Below are 15,262 nucleotides of genomic sequence, written 5' to 3' on the forward strand. Positions count from 1 at the left end.
TTAACGAGTTGCCAATGCAAGTAAATTATGCATTTTCTGGAAAATCTTCGTTTTACTTCTATGCGATTTTACATCGTAAATTCAAACAGTTTTCAATTGTCGTTCAGACACTAATTAAAGAAACTTTCAATGGCATTGAACTGGTGAGTGGCCAGGCGTATCACAGAATCAAAACAGCTCGGTGAAATGCCGAGGCGGCCAAACGCCTGGTGGTCAAAATTTGGAACAAATCTTTCCCCACTGGTTCCAATTTCCAGGCTGTGGGCAATAATATCCGCCAGGTGAACAATGGTCGCATGTGCCTGGTTATTTGCACCTGAGGGATTGTGATGATAGAATACATTGTTTCCAATGGAAAGGGGAATCTTCCATTTTTTTAATAAATCTTTGCCGATATCTGTGTGTTTGCAGCCAAGGCCTTTCTTTTCTTGCGTATGAAGAAGTTCTTTTGAACTTTCAGCTCTGAATAATATTTGTTTAAACGGTTCAGGGTAATATTTATAAAGTACCAGCCTGCCAATATCATGCAGGAGTCCTGATACAAACAACTGTTCTGTTTGAGTTATATTTTTATATGCACATAAAACTCTGGAAATGATCGCGCATATCAGACTGTGTTTTAAAAAAAGATGCATGTCAATCATGTCTTGAGGAATATCTTTAAAAATAGAAATAACGCTGATTCCTAATGCAAGACCCGATATTTCCTGGGTCCCGATGAGTGTTACCGCCCGCGAAATGGTATCTACTCGGGTGGGAAAGGCATAGACTGGCGAATTGACTATTTTCAGCAGGATTGCTGTCAGGCTGGGGCTTTTGCTAACGACCCGGGCAATGTCGTCGGCAGAGGCCAAAGGGTTTGCAATAATTTCATTTAGCTCAAATACTGTTGAGGGGATCTCTGGAAGTTTAATTTTTTGGTAAGCAATATTATTACGCAGGTCAGTTATTAATTTTTCTTTAGCATCCGCTATTATCCCCATTTTTTTCTTTTCGGATATATAGGTATCTTGCTGAATCTTATATAAAACAGATAAGCGGAAAAGTTCTTGCATGGCCGGATGTTGAAGATCGACATGGCGGAATAGATGTTGTGTCCTTTTTTTTAATGTGTCCAGTGCTTCCGAGTCAATTTCCTTTGCGGGGGTCTCTGCAAAATCCGGTTCATCTGCCACTACCTTTACCTCGGCGATTCCCCACATTTTTAATATTCTAACATGCTTTGATTGTATTTTCAGGTTTTTTGCCAAAAGAAGTCTTGTGTTCAGATCTCTAACATCTTCTGCCAGCACCATATTTTCTTTTAAGCGATTTACGGGAATGGTACCCATTTTTTTACCTTAAGTATGATCGATTGATTAATAGAATAGAACAGCTGCCTTTCCTCTTACTGCATGCAAGTTTCATACCGAGCAAACTGATAACATAACCTGCTGATATGACATATAATAATCAACTAAAAAGAGTCATTTGTCAAAAATAGTGGCAGTTCGATCAGCCAAACGTCAAGAAATTGTCGTTTTTGGATGTTTTAAAACGCTTTGCTGCCGTACGTTCATTTCCAGATAAGATGGTCAATTCGGGTACCGGGCAAACAGGCCATTTCCCGGACGAACCTCAGGTTTCATGCATTGTTGTGCCCAGTCGGGCATTAAAATTTATAAAAGGCGATATAAACAATTATTGAAAAAGAAGAAGTGATTGAAAATGATAACGCAGAATATGACACCATAGACAGTCGGTGATTCATTGTTTTTGCTTTTTAAGCATTTTCATATGCTTTTCAGTGGTAAGCTTCATGGTATCATTCTTGACATAGTGGTTGGTATGGATATCCTCTTTTTTGGCAGTTTGAATTTCAAGCGCGTGTTTCCCAATAATAATAATATCGTTATTCTTTAAATCCTTTTTGGTAATCCTGACTTTATTAAGGTAGGTGCCGTTGGTACTGTTTAAATCTTCAATATAATATGCACCGCTCTGTTCAACAATCCTTGCATGAAGCTTGGAAACCGCCAAATTTTCAATAACGATATCATTTTCTGCACTTCTGCCGATCGTTATTTCATTTTTTTCGGACTCAATGGTCTTGAGAACTTTTTCATTAAATTTTAGCGATATTGACAGCATGACGTACCTCCTGATGTATGGTGATTATTTTAACCCAGTCCAGATAGAATTGTCAATCCAAACCGCATACAAGCCGCTCAATACCCATTTCTTTTACAAAAAAATAAACTGATCGGGGAATTTTAAAACGTTTAATCACATGAATCCATTGGCCTGACGAAAATATCTGACCGATAAGCCAAGAGCTTGAAATGGGGGTGGACAGTGACAGAATTCAGGGGTACAACACCTGAGTAGTAATAAAAAAGTGGCTGGTTATGATGGAGATGTCAGGCCCTTTCCTGCACGAGATTAAAATGGCTTCGGGCAGGAAAGGGGGTTTTTCAATATATATGAATTTATTTTGAACGGGAAAGGATGATTTCTATTCTTCTATTCTGGCTGCGTCCCTCTTCATCATCATTAGACGCTACAGGTTTAAAGTAACTGAAGCCGATGGCTGACAGTCTTTCAGGCGCTATACTGCCTTTTTCCTGAAGGAAACGTACCACGGTTGAAGCTCTGGCAGTTGACAATTCCCAGTTGCTGGGAAATTTACTCTTAAGCGCCGCTCCCACCCCGACATTATCCGTGTGACCTTCAACCAGTATATTATGATCCTCATCTTCTACGATTGATTCGGCAAAAGTAAGCAGAATTTCTTTTCCCTTTTGGTTGATTTTGGTGCTTCCGGAGTTGAAAAGTATCTTATCAATAAAAGTTAGCTTTAGTTTGCCCTCTATTTCTTCAATTTTTACCTGCTGATTTGCTATCTGCTCTTTTAGGCTTACTTCAATTTTATTTTTCGTGTCTTCAAGATGTGAAATGACCTTTGTCTTTTCTTCTACCAGTGCTTTTTCTTTTTGAAGTTTTAAATTTAAATCCCTGCTTGTTTGCACAAGATTTTGCTTTTCGTTTTCCAAGGCACTATGTTGGTTTTCCAGAGCCTTGTGTTTATCCTGCAGATCGGCCAGGTTCTTTTGGTTTTGTTCAAGCTTTTGTTGAGTATTTTGCAAGTCGGTTTCAAGTTCCAGATATTTGCCTTTTGAAACGCATGATAAAAACAACAGGCAAACAAAACACGAAATGTAAAATAAACGATTTTTTGACATGATAATTTCTCCTTTTTTAAGTTGTTTTACTACCCCTTTGCCCTAGTGGCATTAATTTATCTAGGTTTCCTTTTTAGCCCTAATGCCTTGTTAAAGCAGGGAGATAAACCCAACGGGAAGTTGCCTAATTTTTAAAAATATCACAAGGATATTGAACCTATAATACCTAGCAAAAATTGTTCCATAATAATTCTTTAATAAATATTAAAATGAATTCAAACAGTTAAGTTATATTGAATATATTAAACACCCACCCTAGGCAAAAATATGTCTAATTTAGTGCAAACATCCAGTACGTTTATGTGCAGTAAAAAGTACTAATATTTGTTTATGCGTTTTTTATAACCTTTTGCTTTAAGCCATCTCTTTGCATTTCCACTGCCAAGTTTGGCTGCCTTTTTTATATCCTTTAATCCCTTCTTTTTCTTTCCCATCTTTCTATAGGACAGGCCCCTTTGGAAATAAGCGTTTTTTGCTCTGGGCTTTATATTGATCGTTGCAGAAAAATCCTTTATTGCATTATGATATTGCTTTATTTTCATGTAAGCGATACCCCTTTGAAAGAAATGCATATACTTTGGATTTTGTTCTATCGACGTATCAAAAGCTGATATTGCTTTCTTATATTTACCCCGGTTAAGGAGATCCAGTCCGGTTTCAAATGATTCCCAGGAATTGATAATTTTAGCTGATTTGGTGAAATCACGGTTGATGATTATTAAGTTTTCCTGAACTCTGGCCAATTCCTTTTTCAATTCCTGAATTTTTTCTATTGATTTGTCATTAATTGTCTCCAGCTGTTTTATTTTTTCTTCACCTTTACCCGCTCGTTTTAGTTCATTAATGGCTTTGGCAACACCGTTCGGATCGGCTTCAATTCTCGCGGTAAGAGAATATGTTTTCCCATTCCATTTCTCCCGCAAAATTTCTGTTTTAACAATTCCTGCGCTCAAGGTGACAATCTCGTCCTTTGTTAGCTGATGATTCACAATTTCTGTTTTGGCTTCAAGATATGTACCCAGCCTTTCCAATAACAACCTTTTGACTTGCAATAATGAAATGGCTCGACAGGTAATTTTACTGTCTGCTTCGCTTGCATCATAAATATATTCTTCTTCAAAAGATAATATGCTTGCTTGGGTCACTACCGGAAAGAGAAAAATACATAAGTAAACCAGTAGATATTTTTTCATCTGGAACCTCCTTGAGGGGGAAAAATCATGTTATATTAAGTTATGGATGTAAGTGGGTTGTTTAGACTTCAGGTGGCAATCAAAGCAAATGGGCAAAATCGTTTTTTATCACATCCAGCAATTCTTCACCTATGGCGAGCCCAATATCTATAAACTGTGGGCCATATTTTTTTCCAGTCTTTGTCCGGAAGGTGGTTTTTATTTTAGCAAGCCCATCCATTCCTTTTGGATAGCGGTCAATAAATGTAGAGAGAGGGGGGTTGTAAAACAGTACCATATCCCAGACCGTATCCATAAAGTTATCCGGTCCCCACCTGAATTTATCCGCATCATACAAGCAGTCGGAGACAAGCGCACCATCAACGGTGTTTATGGCGGTATTTATTTTAAAGGCTTCATGATTATATATGGCATTGCATATATCATTCACCTCATCCGGCGAAACCGGATAGGTTTGAAGTAATTCCCTGGCAAAGATCGCTCCCTGTATGGCGTGATCTTTTCGTTTCCGCTTTATATCATGAAGGAGGCCGGCACATTGAACGATACACACTTTGCGGCGGATAAAATCTTCAGAATATTTTTCCAAAGCACCCTCAATGATCATCAAAACTCCGGAATCATGGGCGACCTTAATTGAATGTTTCATTCCATGACCAAAATCATCTTCAATATTCTCAGCGACATATGATTTCAGCCTGGTAATCAATGGGTCGGTCTTAAAATAATGGCGGGACAATTCGATTTCTCCGGTAAAATCTTTGTAAAAGTCCGGAGTTGGAAAACAGGAAACAATTTGACGGGCTCGTTTGCGAATACGAGCGTAGATAGGCACCATCTCTATGTGTCATTTATTTTAATCAAAGATAAAAAACTATACCGGGAGTGAAAAAGCTTTGCCGCATACTTTCCATACGCCATCTTCTTTTATGATATTTAACGTCTCATCGACTTCATAGGTTTCGCCAATAAAGAATAATTTACCCACAATGGTAAAAACCGGGTTTATTAAACGCTTTCTTTCACAGGTGATTCTTATTTTAGCCTCTGACTCATCTTGGCTTACGATTTCGGTTTTTACGTGGTACAACCTGCTTCTCATATAACTTAGCTTAAAACCAAGCAACTGGGCCTCTTGGGCAACCTGATTGATATATTTTTCCACAATATTTTCTTCTTCCATAAGTTCATTACAGATATATTCTGACATGGAGGCATCAAGGCTGAAATATGCTTTGGTAAATTCAACAGCCGTTTTGCCGGGAGTACTACTTTGGTCTGCCATACCCAGTATGAGTTGCAGGATTATTCCGAAAAACACCACCAGTATTACCCCTGTGATTCTGTTGTCTTTGGCCATCTATCCTTCCTCCTTTTAAAATCGGGTTCTGCATTACTCTTTAAGTCTTTGAGACCATTGCCAAACATCGCTTTTTTAAAGGTCTCTTTTTTACAAATGGTAAGGAAAAAAGCAACTGTGAAAATGCATAAATAGCATGGAAAAATATTTTAGACAAGGCCTTTTTCCGGTCTGAATTGCAGTTCAGACACCACAGCCGCGTATGTTGGCACGAAAGTGGTGGATTGGACCTTTGGGCAGATACGTAAACTTGTTTTCCCGCGGCCGACTTGATCATCAAACGGGTAGTACCGTAATCGGCCAGCACCGGCAAGTACTTCAGGTGTAAAAGAATGCTACACATACTGTTACGTATTGCATCAATTGCTTAACTTATTGATATTAAATAAATTATTGCTAAATCATTCTCTTCTGTTCTCCATGAGTGTAGCGATTTTAATCATATTTGTTTTTTTACCAGAAGCACGTTGAGAAACAACAGTATTCCCTTAATTTGTAAATTCAATAAAATCAACAGGATAAAGATTTGTCAATGTAAATCGTCGCTGTTGGTATCATGATTGCAATTAAATCAAAGCAAACAGACTGCCAATTTAAAAAGCGTGTTGGAAATTTAATCTTCGGTAAAAAGAAGGAAGGGAGGTATGTAAAATGAGACCTTATATCGAAAACTTAAAAAAGAATTATCATGGAAAATCCCGTCTATGTCTTCATAACATTGTCGGGCGTACAATTGCTCCTAAAATCTGTATACTGAACTACGAATGCAGTCATTGCGCCTTTGATCAGTGGCTGGATCATCTGGATAATACTGAACGGACTCCAATCACTAGAGAAAAAGACAGTTTAAGGGAGGGTCTACTTGCGGCTGCTTAAAAAGTATTGATCTGTTAAGTACGGTTTAGCATTTTTTTCTGGTTTGAGCCAGTTAAGGTCAACAAAGGGGGTATGCAATGAAACAAAATACAGAAAGTGAAAAAACAAGAAGAAAAAAGAAGGTGATCGGATTTCAGGTACTGGAAAATGAATGTATCTGGATGAAGGCAGGAGTGGTCAATTTTCGGATTTGTGATTGCGCCTATGACTGCAACAGCTGTGCCTTTGATAAAGGGATGCGGCGTGCAATGGGTTTAAAAGAGAGTTCTGGAGCGGAAAATGAATCACCGGCATGGGTGGAATACTTAAAAAAGAAATATCATGGTTCATCCCGGCCGTGCAGGCACGCCCTAACAGGACGTATCAATGCCCCGAAAATCTGTACGCTTAACTATGAATGCTACCATTGTTCCTTTGATCAAATGCTGGACGAAAGCGACCTTGTTCATCTGTCTGATACACCCGGCTACAAGCTGGCGTCGGGTTATAAACTGGCTGACGGTTATTATTACCATATGGGCCACAGCTGGGCACGTTTCGAGCATGGAGGACGGGTACGGGTTGGATTTGACGATTTCCTGGTAAAGCTTTTCGGTGCGTTTGGGTCGGTTGGTCTTCCGCCGTTGGGTGGGATTTTGAAACAGAATCAGGTAGGATGGACAGTCGGACGGGATTCAAATCAGGCTGCGGCCTTATCTCCTGTAACAGGTACGGTTCTAGCCGTAAATCGCAAGGCCGAGGAACATCCTGAAATTACCCATGAAGATCCTTATCACCAAGGGTGGCTTTTTATGATAGAACCCCATTTTCCCAAAAAGGATTTAAAGGGACTGTATTTTGGAAAAGAAAGTTTTGAATGGATGGAGCAAGAAGGCCAAAAGTTGATGGGGCTCATGGGGCCTGAATATGAAAAGCTGGCAGCGACAGGTGGTGAACCCATCGGTGACGTATTCGGTAATTTTCCGGAAATCGGATGGGAAAAATTGGTGGAAACATTTCTGAGGACAAAGAATATTTAAGCAGGGCAACACCAAATGGGAAGTTAATCTAAAAGGGCATCTTTGAAAAAAGCGGTGCAGTACCTGCAAAAGTAAAGAGGTGTTTCATCCAGCTCCTGGAGCCCTCCTGAAAAATGCATCAGGCAGCGTTTATCTTCGCAGTGGAAAAGATTATAAAGGTGGCCCAGTTCATGAAGGGCCACCTTTGCCGCCCGTTCATAAAAAATAGATGAAGCAGGAGCAGAACCGTCTGGATTTTTTTTTAGCCGGAACAATGACACCAGTGCGCATTTCCCCCCCTGTTTCGCCTCTCCGAAGACATAGGAAAAGATGGGAACAAAAAGATCGACGTCCACAATGCCGATCACCTTTTCATAACGGTTTAAATCACTTGCTTCAAGGTTCATAAGGATTGTCCCGGCATCATACTGAAGCCGTTTGTCGTCAAAAGCAAAGGCTGGATTTTTTGCCGGGGGGATCATTTTGGTCGAAAGGTTTAAATAGGCAATCATATTGCCCGCGATCACCTTGGAGACGATTTCAGGTATGTCTCCGAAGGGTAGGATCCCGACGGGTTTTGTTTTCGAGTCCATAGGAAAGAGCATTCTCCCCACACGCCTAAATCTTTTCTTTCAAATGATACCGCTTTATCTTTTTATGAAGAGTCACCCGGTTAATATTTAGGATCCCGGCAGCCTTGGTGACATTCCAGTCACATTCTTCCAGGATTTGACGGATGTGTTGTTGTTCCATTTCCACAAGTGATCGTGCCTTTGTAAAAGAAACCGAGGAGGGCTGGAGAAAAGAAAAGTCTTTGATTTCAAGCTTACGAGATTTGGAAAGGACCACCGCCCTTTCAATGGCGTTTTCCAGCTCTCTGACGTTTCCGGGCCAATCGTATTGTTTTAGTAGCTTAATCGTTGGGGGAGATACATGATCCACCCGCTTGGTAGTCTCCTGGCTGTATTTGTCCAGAAAATGTTGAATTAACAAAGGGATATCCTCTTTTCTTTCTCTTAAAGGAGGTATTTTGGTTTTGATTACGTTAATCCGATAAAAAAAATCCTCCCGGAAACTGCCAGCTGCAATCTTTTTTTCCAGATTCTCCCGGGTAGCTGAGATAAGCCGAAAGTCGACTTCGATGGGTTGACTGTTTCCAATCCTGGCAATTTTCTTTTCTTCCAAGACGCGCAGAAGATCGACCTGCATTTTTGGGCTGATCTCTCCGACTTCGTCAAGAAAGAGTGTTCCTCCGGAAACAACTTCCAGGTAACCTTTTCGTGAATGGGTGGCTCCAGTGAAAGCACCTTTTTGATGACCGAAAAGCTCGCTTTCCAGCAGGGAATCCGGCACTGCACCGCAGTTGATTGCAATAAAGGGGAGGTTGGCTCGGCGACTTTTTGCATGTATGGCCTTAGCGACAAGTTCTTTTCCTGTACCCGTTTCACCTGTAAGTAGAATGGAAGAGTTGCTTAAAGCAATATCCGGGATCAGTTTGAATATTTCCTCCATGGCGGGAGATTGACCGATAATGTTGTCAAAACGGGTGATTTGTTCCAGTCGTCCTTTAAGGTAATTATATCTGGTTGCAAGTTTCTTCTGGTATGCCACCTTTTCCATCACCAGGGAGAGTTGTTCCGGCTTAAACGGCTTGAGCAGGTAGTCGGCCGCACCCATTTTCATGGCTTTAACCGCTGTTTCAATAGAACCGTAAGCGGTAATAATAATGACGGTTGTATCGGGATAATCAGTTTTTACACGTTCCAGCAGTTCAATACCATCCATTCCCGGCATTTTTATATCGACAAATAAAACCTCAAAGGGAAACGTCTCCAGCTTTTCCAGAGCTTCCGCACCTGAAGATGCCGCACCCACCACATGACCGTATTTTTCAAACCAGTGAAGAAATGATTCCCGGATAATCATTTCATCGTCCACGATCATAATGCTTAATTTTTTGTCCATGGCTTTCCTCCAATGTCTTCCATGAAAACTAACAGGAAGGAAAATTCAATATAAAGGAACTCCCTTTGCCTGTATGGCTGCTTGCTTTAACAGTTCCCCCGTGATTTTTGGTGACCCCATAAACAATTGATAGTCCAAGACCGGTGCCTTCTCCCTGCGGTTTGGTGGTAAAAAATGGATCAAATATATGGCCCAGATTTTCTTCAGCAATTCCAAACCCTGTATCCTGGATCTCTATGCGAATATTTTTACCGGATTTGTTCTTTTTTGAAACGATTTGAAGGCGACCTCCATCCGGCATGGCTTCAATACTGTTGAAAATCAGGTTCAAAAAGCACTGCTTTAGGCTGCCGGCATCACCCATGGCCAGTAAAGGACTGGGAGACAGTTTAGTTATGAGGCGAATACTCTGCAGTTCCATCTTATGATGCGTCAATGAAATGACAGCCTGAAGAATATCATTAAGGTCGATGGTCGTTTTTGCAGGCGGGGGTTCCCTGGAAAAAGAAAGAAGTCCGGAAACTATATTTCCGCACCGCTCCAGCTCGTTTGACATGAGAGAAAGAAATTTATTAAACTTTTTCATATCCTCCCGGCTTGGCTTATCTTGTTGCAAAATATTTTGCATAAGGCTGGTGAAGGTGATTAATCCCTGGATAGGGTTATTGATCTCATGAACACAGCTGGCCACCAGCTTTCCCAGGGAGATCATTCGATCCTCCTGTACCAGTTTGTTTAAGTTCGATTTTATCTCTTTTTCCCTATGTTCCCATTTAAACGAAATCGCTTTGGTGATATCCCTGCATATTTCGATCACCCTTAGAATTTCTCCGGTGGAATCTTTTAAGGGATAGGTGGTCATGTTACAGTACTGGGGCTTCTTTATTGAATCGGTTCGTTCGTGAATCACGTGGGCGGATTTTCCGGTTTTCATGGTCTCTAAAAAGGGACACCCCAATTCAGGCTGCAAACTTGAGCAAGGGGCTTCCAGTCCACGGAAGATTTCATAACAGTGCGCCCCGGTGGCTTCCTCTTTCGTCTTTTTTACAATTTTTAAGTAGGCATCGTTGGCATCGGCAATGGTAAAGTCGGTATTCAAAACCACAATGGCAGCGTTACTTTGCTGTATAAGAAAGTCGGAAGACATCTTTTCAAGGGCCATCTGGCGCTGAGCATGTTTGAGTTGCAGATTGATCATAAAAAAGGTTCTCAGCAACCTGCCGATGTTATGCTCAAAAATGCCCACCCTTTTGGGACGCAGCCGAATAAGATCAAGAAGGACTTCCTTGCTGTTGGTTAATTCGATGATACCGTCCAGGTCTTTTATCTTAAAAAAGTCCAGGAAATTATCGGTAGTGTAAATTCCCATCTCTTTAGCAATGAGAAGACCTTCTGCCGTTGGTTCGATATCACAAACACCGACAATATTAACCTTTAGATAAGGGAAAGATTCCTCTTTAAGAAGATCTAAAAAGAATTTGCAAGCTCGGCCGCCGCCGACGATTGCCAAATTCAGGGACAACATGTCCGTCATACTTTCTTTGGTTTGATTATTTAGCTGCATGATTTATCCTCATAATGAGTGTGTGAAGCAAAAATCATGTTCAGGCAAAAGCCGAATATCATCCCGGCAACGCTGTGGATGTCAACTCAGGTCTAATTTTTCGACGGACATCCACTTGGTGATGTCTTGGGCGGCGAGCTGGGAAGAATTCTATCTATCACAACAATGGGGCAATGGTGGCTTGAAATGCAAAGTATTATGGCCTAAAAGCCTTGTAATGTCAATGAATTTTGGCTGCCATTTGAAATTCAAACGCGGCAGGTACATATTTTGGGCAGAAGGTGGCGGGTTGACCCTTGATGCATGTCATGAAGAATGTATGCAATCGATATTGCAGATAAAAACGCACTAGGCATCGTAAGTTATTACGCTTTCTATTGACCCATGGAAAAAAATGAACTATGTTCATTTCATAAAGCCTTTAACAATGGTGAAATAATGTTCAAATATTTTAAAAATCTTCGCAACAGCCTGGTTTCAAAACTTATTATCACTGTGGGTATCACCATGCTGCTGGGCATATCTATCTGGGCTTATTTTAGTATTAAATACCAGAAGGAAAAGATTACCGAAGGTGCAGTTTCAGGTGCCGACCGGTTAAGTACCACCATTAAACTCGGAACCCATTATGCCATGATGCTGAATTCAAGGGATGATATCAACCAGATCATACAGAATATAGGCAAACAAAAGGAAATTGAAAATATACGAATCTATAATAAAGAAGGTGAGATTAAATTTTCCAATAAAACGGACGAGGTCAATGAGAGGACAAATATCAAAGCCGAGGCGTGTGATATCTGCCACCGGTCCGAGCCCCCCACCGTCGATTTATCTCTGGATGAACGGATACGAATTTTCGATTCTAAAAAAGGCTATCGTCTGCTTGGAATTATCAGTCCCATTTATAATGAGACCGGCTGTTCAACCGGATGCCATGTTCATCCGGAAGATAAAAAAATCCTGGGAGCACTTGATTTGGTGGTCTCCCTTGAGGAATCTGATCGGGAGATTTATAACTTTGAAAAAGGAATCTTTGCCCTTAATGTATTTGTTTTTCTGCTGACCTCTGCAATCATATTTATTTTTGTGCTGAGATTCGTAAACCATCCCATAAAAAGGCTGATAAAAGGGACAAGGCTGATAGGAAAGGGAGATTATTCCACCCAGGTCATTGTGGACCAGGACGATGAAATGGGACAACTGGCTACCGCCATCAACAAGATGGGTTCTGAGATAAATGAAAAGCAGGTTGAGCTGAACAGACAGCGGGATGAATACCAGAATCTGTTTGAGCTTGTCCCCTGTCTGATTACGGTCCAGGATAAAAATTACAAGCTGCTCAAGTACAATCGGGAATTTTATGAAACATTCGGTCCTGAACCTGGAGACTTCTGTTATCATGCCTATAAGGGGCGGAATAAAAAATGCAAAAACTGTCCGGTTGAAGAAACATTTTTAACCGGCCGGTCATACTTCAGCGAAGAAACCGGTATTAATAAAGATGGGACCACCACTTATTGGTTTGTTAAATCTTCTCCCATCAGAAATGCACAAGGCGAAATTGTTGCCGCAATGGAAATAAGCCTGGATATTACATCCAGGAAACAGCTGGAAGAGAAATTAAAACAATCTGAAAAAAAATATCACGATATTTTCAGTAATATGCCTGATCCTGTTTTTGTCCTGGATGCCGATACCTTTAAAATTCTCGATTGCAACGACATGGTCGAGGATGTTTACGGGTATTCCAAGGATGAGATGCTGAATGAGTCCTTCCTTAGACTGTTTAAGGAAGAGGAAAAGGATCAATATGCAAGCAGATTAAAGACGTCTGCGGTGATAAACCGTGCAAAGTGTATGAATAAAAATGGCGGTACGCTTTTTATCAGCGTGAGGATTTCAGCCTCCGAGTCTGAGGGGCAAAAGGTTCTGCTTGTTACCACCCCTGATATAACCAAGCGGCTAGAAACCGAACAACAGTTAATCCAGGCCGGTAAGATGGCTACCTTGGGCGAGATGTCCACCGGCGTGGCACACGAACTCAACCAACCTCTATCGGTGATTAAAACAGCGAGTAGCTTTTTTATCAAAAAGATTAGGAAAAAGGAGCGTATCAAAGATGACATCCTTTTATCCCTGTCGGAAGAGATAGACAGCCATGTGGACCGGGCGGCAAAAATTATCAACCACATGAGAGAATTCGGCCGGAAGTCCGATATAAAGCTGGTAAAGGTACAGGTAAATGATGTGATTAAAAGATCTTTCGAAATGTTCAGCCAGCAGCTACGGGTCAGAGGAATCGACGTGGCCTGGGATATCAACGAAGATCTTCCCATGATAATGGCAAACCCGGACCGCCTTGAACAGGTGTTTATCAATCTTCTGGTTAATGCAAGGGATGCCATTGAAGAGAAATGGAAATTAAATTTACGCAAAAATGACAGCGGAAAAATAACTCTGATAACAAGAGCTGAAGAAAAAAGAGTGGTGACTGAGGTCTGTGATACGGGACTGGGAATTCCAGCAGCCATATCTGATAAGATATTTGAGCCTTTTTTCACCACCAAGGAAGTGGGTGAAGGCACAGGTCTGGGACTTTCCATCAGCTACGGCATTATAAAAGAATGTGGGGGGACCATAACGGTCGCTTCCAGCAAGGAAAAAGGCACATGCTTTACCATTGCGTTTCCCATACCGAAAGAAGAGAAACCAGAGGGCTGATATGGTGTTCTAATTATTATTGTTGAAATTTTGTTGAAAAGATGATAAGGCGCTTAGAATTTTCCAAAAAAATGGTCAATATACAAAAAGGAGAAGGTACATGGTAAATTCAGAGAGTTGGGATTGGGAAATCGGTGAAAAAAAGATTCCAACGGGCCATTGGAATGATAAATTTAAATGGGTTGAAGAACCTTATGCCAGTCCTGACGGAGAGAAGGTGGCTGCAATTGTTAACCTGGATGAAGGCGAATTCTCCGTATGTGTAAATGGAGAAATATGGAAAAGCGTTTTTGATAAAATCTGGTACCTTCGATTTTCGCCAGATGGCCGTTTAACCGCTCTGGTGTCGGAAATGGCTGAATGGACGGTTGCGGTGGATGGTATTGCCTGGGAAAATAAATTCGGCTACGCATGGGATACAGTTTTCAGTACGGACGGTAAAAATATTGCGGTTTCGGTTCAACAGGACATGCAGTATGGTATGGCAGTAAACGGTGTGGTTTGGGAAAAGATGTATCCCAATATGACCAATACAGCCTTAAGCCCGGATGGAAAAAGAACAGCTGCCGCAGTTCAAGTGGGAGAATTCGGCGAAGCTGAAATTCACAAATTTCAGGAAGGTGCATTCACTGCAACGATAGACGGTATAGCCTGGGACAAGAAGTTTGTCAATGTATGGAATATGGCCTTCAGTTCGGACAGCAAAAAGCTTTCTGCTGAAGTCAGGCTCAATTTGTACGATTACACCGTTGCTGTTGACGGCGTGGTTTGGGATAAAACTTTCAGTTGCATCTGGGAGCCGATTTTCAATCCCCGGGGAAATGGCGTTGTTGCCCCGATACGGGTGGACGGAAAATGGACCCTGGCAGAAAATGGCAACCTGATATGGGATCAAAGGTTTTTTCAGCTGTGGCACCAGATGTACAGTCCTGACGGAAAAAAACTGGCAGCCATTGTGGCTCCAAAATACGGAAGATGGACACTGGCCGTGGACAGCAAGCCCTGGTCGGTCACTTTCAAGGATTTTGTTACCGATGCGGTTTTCAGCCCGGACAGCCAAAGGCTGGCAACCCTTGCCAAGGATGGTGATTCATGGAAAGTTGCCGTGGATGGCTCACTATGGTCAAACACCTTTGACATGGCATGGAAACCTGTTTTCAGCCCGGACAGCAAACGGGTGGCCACAAAAGTGGAAAAGAACGGAAAATACACCATAGCGGTTAATGATAAGTTGTGGAATAAAGAATGTGGAAATGTGTGGGACCCGATCTTCAGCCCGGACAGCAGTAAGATTCTCCTCAGAACCATTGAAGATGGTGTATATTACAGACGTATTATTCCGGTCGGCGATATATGCTGAT

The 15,262-nt window shown here is 41.3% G+C and carries 12 protein-coding genes; 3 read left to right on the plus strand and 9 right to left on the minus strand.

Features of this window, described 5'->3' with window-relative positions; translation table 11 throughout:
- Positions 1-110: 110 nt before the first annotated feature.
- From SWH54_14485 to SWH54_14510, 6 genes are all read right to left on the minus strand, one after another.
- Entirely contained in the window at positions 111-1,331 is a 1,221-nt protein-coding gene (locus tag SWH54_14485; protein ID MDY6792466.1) for an HDOD domain-containing protein, read from the minus strand.
- 415 nt (positions 1,332-1,746) lie between these two features.
- A complete protein-coding gene (locus SWH54_14490) occupies positions 1,747-2,130 on the minus strand; it encodes an FHA domain-containing protein (protein MDY6792467.1) in 384 nt (127 codons plus the stop codon).
- A 338-nt stretch (positions 2,131-2,468) separates the two neighbouring features.
- On the minus strand, positions 2,469-3,221 hold the full coding sequence (locus tag SWH54_14495) for an OmpA family protein (protein MDY6792468.1): 753 nt from the start codon (positions 3,219-3,221) through the stop codon (positions 2,469-2,471).
- Positions 3,222-3,538: 317 nt separating this feature from the next.
- Positions 3,539-4,414, minus strand: coding sequence for a hypothetical protein (locus tag SWH54_14500; protein ID MDY6792469.1), 876 nt, complete (start codon positions 4,412-4,414; stop codon positions 3,539-3,541).
- A gap of 79 nt (positions 4,415-4,493) precedes the next feature.
- Positions 4,494-5,252 carry an HD domain-containing protein gene (locus tag SWH54_14505; protein ID MDY6792470.1) on the minus strand — a complete coding sequence of 253 codons (759 nt, stop codon included), beginning with the start codon at positions 5,250-5,252 and terminating at the stop codon, positions 4,494-4,496.
- Between the two features lie 36 nt (positions 5,253-5,288).
- On the minus strand, positions 5,289-5,774 hold the full coding sequence (locus SWH54_14510) for a hypothetical protein (protein MDY6792471.1): 486 nt from the start codon (positions 5,772-5,774) through the stop codon (positions 5,289-5,291).
- Positions 5,775-6,727: 953 nt separating this feature from the next.
- On the opposite strand from SWH54_14510, the gene SWH54_14515 reads away from it, so the two are divergent.
- Positions 6,728-7,669 carry a glycine cleavage system protein H gene (locus tag SWH54_14515; GenBank protein ID MDY6792472.1) on the plus strand — a complete coding sequence of 314 codons (942 nt, stop codon included), beginning with the start codon at positions 6,728-6,730 and terminating at the stop codon, positions 7,667-7,669.
- Positions 7,670-7,692: 23 nt separating this feature from the next.
- Here SWH54_14515 and SWH54_14520 read toward each other — a convergent pair whose 3' ends face one another.
- The 3 genes from SWH54_14520 to SWH54_14530 are packed head-to-tail and all read right to left on the minus strand — an operon-like array spanning position 7,693 to position 11,177.
- A complete protein-coding gene (locus SWH54_14520) occupies positions 7,693-8,241 on the minus strand; it encodes an archaemetzincin family Zn-dependent metalloprotease (protein ID MDY6792473.1) in 549 nt (182 codons plus the stop codon).
- Positions 8,242-8,266: 25 nt separating this feature from the next.
- Positions 8,267-9,613, minus strand: a complete 1,347-nt coding sequence (locus SWH54_14525; GenBank protein MDY6792474.1) for a sigma-54 dependent transcriptional regulator — start codon at positions 9,611-9,613, stop codon at positions 8,267-8,269.
- A 28-nt stretch (positions 9,614-9,641) separates the two neighbouring features.
- Positions 9,642-11,177, minus strand: coding sequence for an ATP-binding protein (locus SWH54_14530; GenBank protein MDY6792475.1), 1,536 nt, complete (start codon positions 11,175-11,177; stop codon positions 9,642-9,644).
- A 438-nt stretch (positions 11,178-11,615) separates the two neighbouring features.
- Here SWH54_14530 and SWH54_14535 point away from each other — a divergent pair, with 438 nt between their 5' ends.
- Both SWH54_14535 and SWH54_14540 read left to right on the plus strand, forming a co-directional pair.
- Positions 11,616-13,901, plus strand: a complete 2,286-nt coding sequence (locus SWH54_14535) for a PAS domain S-box protein (GenBank protein MDY6792476.1) — start codon at positions 11,616-11,618, stop codon at positions 13,899-13,901.
- A 100-nt stretch (positions 13,902-14,001) separates the two neighbouring features.
- The gene (locus SWH54_14540; protein ID MDY6792477.1) at positions 14,002-15,261 is read left to right on the plus strand and encodes a WD40 repeat domain-containing protein; all 1,260 of its coding nucleotides are present in this window, start codon (positions 14,002-14,004) and stop codon (positions 15,259-15,261) included.
- Position 15,262 lies beyond the last annotated feature (1 nt).

The organism is Thermodesulfobacteriota bacterium (genome assembly GCA_034189135.1).
Lineage (GTDB): Bacteria > Desulfobacterota > Desulfobacteria > Desulfobacterales > JAUWMJ01 > JAUWMJ01.

What these genes read in the sequence shown, in the direction of transcription:
- SWH54_14500 (MDY6792469.1), bottom strand. Translation starts at nt 4,414, where the DNA reads ATGAAAAAATATCTACTGGTTTACTTATGTATTTTTCTCTTTCCGGTA.
- SWH54_14535 (MDY6792476.1), top strand. Translation starts at nt 11,616, where the DNA reads ATGTTCAAATATTTTAAAAATCTTCGCAACAGCCTGGTTTCAAAACTT.
- SWH54_14495 (MDY6792468.1), bottom strand. Translation starts at nt 3,221, where the DNA reads ATGTCAAAAAATCGTTTATTTTACATTTCGTGTTTTGTTTGCCTGTTG.
- SWH54_14490 (MDY6792467.1), bottom strand. Translation starts at nt 2,130, where the DNA reads ATGCTGTCAATATCGCTAAAATTTAATGAAAAAGTTCTCAAGACCATT.
- SWH54_14505 (MDY6792470.1), bottom strand. Translation starts at nt 5,252, where the DNA reads ATGGTGCCTATCTACGCTCGTATTCGCAAACGAGCCCGTCAAATTGTT.
- SWH54_14525 (MDY6792474.1), bottom strand. Translation starts at nt 9,613, where the DNA reads ATGGACAAAAAATTAAGCATTATGATCGTGGACGATGAAATGATTATC.
- SWH54_14520 (MDY6792473.1), bottom strand. Translation starts at nt 8,241, where the DNA reads ATGGACTCGAAAACAAAACCCGTCGGGATCCTACCCTTCGGAGACATA.
- SWH54_14485 (MDY6792466.1), bottom strand. Translation starts at nt 1,331, where the DNA reads ATGGGTACCATTCCCGTAAATCGCTTAAAAGAAAATATGGTGCTGGCA.
- SWH54_14540 (MDY6792477.1), top strand. Translation starts at nt 14,002, where the DNA reads ATGGTAAATTCAGAGAGTTGGGATTGGGAAATCGGTGAAAAAAAGATT.
- SWH54_14510 (MDY6792471.1), bottom strand. Translation starts at nt 5,774, where the DNA reads ATGGCCAAAGACAACAGAATCACAGGGGTAATACTGGTGGTGTTTTTC.
- SWH54_14530 (MDY6792475.1), bottom strand. Translation starts at nt 11,177, where the DNA reads ATGCAGCTAAATAATCAAACCAAAGAAAGTATGACGGACATGTTGTCC.
- SWH54_14515 (MDY6792472.1), top strand. Translation starts at nt 6,728, where the DNA reads ATGAAACAAAATACAGAAAGTGAAAAAACAAGAAGAAAAAAGAAGGTG.